Here is a 4,547-nt window from a genome sequence, read left to right as displayed (position 1 = left end):
TCAGCAGAGGCTATCGGAAAGATGTATCAATCAAGATGGCAGATCGAGTTGTTTTTCAAGCACATCAAACAACATTTGACCATTAAAACGTACTATTCACAGTCTGAACAAGGCGTAGAGAATCAAGCGATTCTTGCGATGATTGTCTACTTACTGACGTTACTGATGAAACTGCAATTACGCTTGAAATCAAGCCACTTCACTGTTTTGAGACAAATCAGAGTGTTACAGTATGAACCGTTTGCGTATTTCAAAGAATCGTTCGCACCTGGTTAAGTGAAAGAGAGTACAAATGGACTAATCCACAACTGAATAACCCTAAAAATTTCTGGAAAAAGTCATCCCTTGCGCCAGCAATTGACTTTTTTGGAAATTTTAACGAAAAATACTTGTGATGAAAGTAACAATGTGTGAAAATCATTTACTCTAAGTTTTATGCAACACTAGTGATCACAGATGTAAAACGACAGATGAACTGAAACTTTTTGATATTCATATTTGGAAACCACTTTTTTCTTTGATGGCTATATCATACTCCTTGAAACTAATGACTGTCAACAATAAATTAACGATAAACATTAATTATTTAATCCGTAGCATTATAACAAACAGGCGTGACCATTAGCGGCCACGCCTATATACTATTTAATTGAAAAAATTACATCATCTTTTTAAGCCAGTCCATCACCTTACTACTGTATGGAGGGTACCGTAGAGGAATATCGAACAGTGTTGTCTTTTCAGTCACGCTTTTAGAATGGGTAAATGTATCGAAACTATATTTTCCATGGTAATTCCCCATACCGCTATGGCCGACTCCGCCGAACGGCATATTAAGATTGGCGAAGTGAATCAGTGTATCATTGATGCAACCTCCGCCAAATGACAGAGATCCCATAACGAACTCCTTATAAACCTCAGATTCAGTAAAAAGATAGAAAGCCAGTGGTTTAGGACGGTCCTGGAGAGTATGGACTGTATCGACGATTGAGTCATACCCAATAATCGGTAGAAGCGGCCCGAAAATTTCCTCCGTCATAATCTGACTGTCCCAGTCTGGATCGTCAACCAATGTAGGGGCAATAGATAGGGTGTCTCTGCTGTATTCTCCTCCATGAAGAATAGATTCATTATCCATAAGCCCAACAAGTCGATCAAAGTGTTTTTCAGTAATAATACGAGCATAGTCATCATTTTCTAAAGGCTGTTCTCCGTAGAAGCGTCTGAGGACCTCTTGGATCATAAGGATCAGTCTATGTTTAACAGATTCGTGCACCAGGACGAAATCAGGAGCAATACACGTCTGTCCTGCATTGACAAACTTACCCCATACGATACGACAGGCAGCCTTCACAATGTCTGCATCCTCCGTCACGACACAGGGGCTTTTTCCACCCAATTCAAGAGTGACTGGAGTAAGTGTCTCACTGGCAGTCTGCATGATTTTTTTGCCTACTTCAGTGCTTCCAGTAAAGAAACAATGATCGAATCCCTGTTTTAATAAGGTCTGGGTCGTGTCCGCTTCCCCTTCGTATACAGTTAGATACTGTTCGTCAAAATTTTCAGTAATTATCTTACTGATCAGCGCAGAGGTATGAGAACTCACCTCTGAGGGCTTGATGACCGCACAGTTTCCAGCCGCAATGGCGCCTGCAAGTGGGGTCAGTGCTAGTGCAAGAGGGTAGTTCCACGGAGAAATGATCAGAACGGTTCCCAATGGGTCATGCATAATTTTACTTTTTGAATAAAAATGCAACAGAGGCGTACGAACTTTCTGGGGTTTCGCCAGTTTCTTCAGATTCTTAAGCATATAGTTTATCTCATCATAGACGACTTGAATTTCAGTGACATAAGTCTCGAAGGATGACTTGCCGAAATCCTTGTGGACAGCCTCGACTATGTCATCCTGATGAGCGATGAGCGTTTTCTTCAGCTTCATCAGCTGTTTTTTTCGAAAGTCTACAGATAAAGTCTCTCCCTGATAAAAGTAATTTCTCTGTTTTTTTGCAATGGTTTCAATACTCATGGTAAAAATCCTTTCTTAATGCGTTTTAGTTTGATATGAGGTCTAAAATAGCTGTGAAATCGTCTGAAGTGAACATTACCGGGACCGGATATAACGGATTAGCTTCCTTGATGGCATGCCGGGAAAGAGGGAGATAATCTTTCTTCTGGACCCTATCCAGTTTGTCCGGAATAGTCATCTTCTGATTTAGTTTCTCTATCCAACTAATGAATGCTTCTGCTTTCTCTTTCTCTGATGCTGAACTTTCAGTCAGTCCAAGCTTGTCAGATAGTCTTGAAAGATCAGGTTGAACAGCAGATCCGTAATATCTTAGAACGACTGGCAGCAGCATGGCATTCGTCCGACCATGAGGAGCGCCGTAGAAAGCCGTTAGGGCATGAGAAATGGCATGGATGTTTCCGACATACGCTCGTGTAAAAGCTTGTCCGGCTTTATAGGATGCCATCAGCATATTTTCTCTTGCGGTTAAGTCTGACCCGTTATTATAAGATTGAAGCAAGTTGGAGTGGATGAGAAGAATCGCTTCTTCACTCAACCGTCTAGTTGCTGATGTGTTGCTTCGACCGATATAGGCTTCGACAGCATGAGTCAAGGCATCCATCCCTGTTTCTGCAGTGAGCTGTGGCGGAAGACTTTTAAGAAGGACTGGATCAAGAACAGCGTAATCCGGAATCAGAGAGGGGTCCATAATCGTGAACTTTTCCTTTTTCTCCGGGTCTGACACAACCGCAGCTGCAGTCGCCTCGCTTCCAGTACCAGCGGTTGTCGGTACAGCGATAAGAGGAGGAAGAGCATGTCTGATTTTAAGCAGCCCCTTAAATGATTTAAGTGATTTTTGAGGTTTTCCTATAATAATAGATGCCGCTTTTGCAGCATCAAGCACTGACCCACCTCCAACCGCCACTATGCAATCTGAATGAAAGCTGTTGTATCTGACAGCTGCTCTTTCAATGGTACGAATGCTCGGATTAGCTTCGATATCACTAAAAATAGTGTAACTGATGTCTGACTGGTCCAGGCAAGTTTTGAGCTTGTTCAATACTCCAGCACGGGTAATCCCAGAGTCCGTTAAAATCAGTACACGCTGACAGCTGTGAGAGCGAATGATGTCTGGCAAGGAATGAACGGATCCAGGTCCTTTAAGCAGCTCTGGGTCTTTCCAGCTTAGAAAAAAAGATGTAAGATGAAGCGATTTTTGATATAGCCGGTTTAACAGGGTTATCATAATAATGACCTCCTATTGTTAAGGTATCATCTCTCTTATAACTTTAACCTTCTTATAGAAGAAGTTCAATCAGTAACACATAGAGAGTTGAAACCGCTTATGTTTGAAAGGGCTAGTCTTTATGCTATAATTGATGAACACATGTAAAAGAGGTGAGAATATGGAATTTTCTAAAGGGAATAACCGCTTCTATAAAGAAGAAGACGGGCAGTTACTAGCTGAAATCACTTGGGTTTCCCAGGGAGACAGGGTGGGAGTTGATCATACTTTTGTAGACCCTTCTTTGAGAGGCCAGGGGGTAGCAGAGCAGCTGGTTGACCGTGTGGTTGAAGAGATGCAGAAAGAGCAGAAGAAGATCTATCCAATCTGCCCATATGTGGTCGAACTGTTCAAAAGAAAACCTGACAAGTACGAACATGTTCAGGCGTTTGATTAAATAATGTTAATTTTACTAAATCTTATTGACAATCACTCGTATCCATTATAGAATATATCTTGTGCTTAAAAAGTACAAGATGACTGGCCCCTTGGTCAAGCGGTTAAGACACCGCCCTTTCACGGCGGTAACACGGGTTCGAATCCCGTAGGGGTCATCACACTTTATTAGTAAGTGTCAGTAATGCCGGCTTAGCTCAGTTGGTAGAGCAACTGAATCGTAATCAGTGGGTCGAGGGTTCAAATCCTTTAGCCGGCATTGTCTAGTCTAGTGTTTTTGTTAATACGGAGGGATAGCGAAGTGGCCAAACGCGGCGGACTGTAAATCCGTTCCTTCGGGTTCGTAGGTTCAAATCCTACTCCCTCCATTTTATATTATTGGGCTATAGCCAAGTGGTAAGGCAACGGGTTTTGGTCTCGTCATTCCTAGGTTCGAATCCTAGTAGCCCAGTCATAATAAAAAAGCTGTGCGGCAACTTGCTGCACAGCTTTTTTATTTACAGGAAAGCATATCTCGATCAAAAAGAAATGATTTCGAGGAAGTACCACTTTACACTAAGATGCCTTCATAATTGAGACATCACACCCTTTGCTGTGTAATGCCAGGTGAATATGCTTACAATAAGACGATAGTGCGAAACAGATGTTTACATCTTATATTCGAAGCATCGATTCGTTTAGTTCATTTTAAATCACTAGTGTTGCATTAAAAATTTTAACTGTTTCAACACATGAAAAAGTCCTTTATAATGGGGTTGGATGACTTATCCAAGACCAAAACAAAGGACTTACAGCATGGATAAGTATAAAACAAAAATGACCATAAATAAATGGTTTTCCTACATTTCTTTAGAAACATTA

4 protein-coding genes and 4 tRNA genes are annotated in these 4,547 nt (G+C 41.4%); 6 read left to right on the top strand and 2 right to left on the bottom strand.

The genetic code is table 11. The features are described 5' to 3' along the window. A partial coding sequence (locus ACYQ2O_RS10655; protein ID WP_459796589.1) for a transposase occupies positions 1 to 276 on the top strand: 276 nt, incomplete at its 5' end. A gap of 382 nt (positions 277 to 658) precedes the next feature. Here ACYQ2O_RS10655 and ACYQ2O_RS10650 read toward each other — a convergent pair. Both ACYQ2O_RS10650 and ACYQ2O_RS10645 read right to left on the bottom strand, forming a co-directional pair. Beyond that, the gene (locus ACYQ2O_RS10650; RefSeq protein WP_346025002.1) at positions 659 to 2,026 is read right to left on the bottom strand and encodes an aldehyde dehydrogenase; all 1,368 of its coding nucleotides are present in this window, start codon (positions 2,024 to 2,026) and stop codon (positions 659 to 661) included. 25 nt (positions 2,027 to 2,051) lie between these two features. Further along, positions 2,052 to 3,251, bottom strand: coding sequence for an iron-containing alcohol dehydrogenase (locus ACYQ2O_RS10645; RefSeq protein ID WP_346025003.1), 1,200 nt, complete (start codon positions 3,249 to 3,251; stop codon positions 2,052 to 2,054). Between the two features lie 160 nt (positions 3,252 to 3,411). On the opposite strand from ACYQ2O_RS10645, the gene ACYQ2O_RS10640 reads away from it, so the two are divergent. The 5 genes from ACYQ2O_RS10640 (at position 3,412) to ACYQ2O_RS10620 (ending at position 4,137) form a co-directional block, all read left to right on the top strand. Beyond that, positions 3,412 to 3,687 (top strand): GNAT family N-acetyltransferase, encoded by a 276-nt coding sequence (locus ACYQ2O_RS10640; protein ID WP_091266147.1) that lies wholly within the window; start codon positions 3,412 to 3,414, stop codon positions 3,685 to 3,687. Between the two features lie 85 nt (positions 3,688 to 3,772). Beyond that, a tRNA-Glu gene (locus tag ACYQ2O_RS10635) sits at positions 3,773 to 3,844 on the top strand. Positions 3,845 to 3,872: 28 nt separating this feature from the next. Then, positions 3,873 to 3,945: transfer RNA gene (locus tag ACYQ2O_RS10630), tRNA-Thr, on the top strand. Between the two features lie 28 nt (positions 3,946 to 3,973). Then, positions 3,974 to 4,054: transfer RNA gene (locus tag ACYQ2O_RS10625), tRNA-Tyr, on the top strand. Positions 4,055 to 4,065: 11 nt separating this feature from the next. Further along, a tRNA-Gln gene (locus ACYQ2O_RS10620) sits at positions 4,066 to 4,137 on the top strand. Positions 4,138 to 4,547: the final 410 nt, after the last annotated feature.

This window comes from Alkalibacterium sp. m-11 (genome assembly GCF_054658155.1).
Note: the sequence above shows the minus strand (reverse complement) of the source record. Positions and strands in the feature narration are given on the sequence as shown.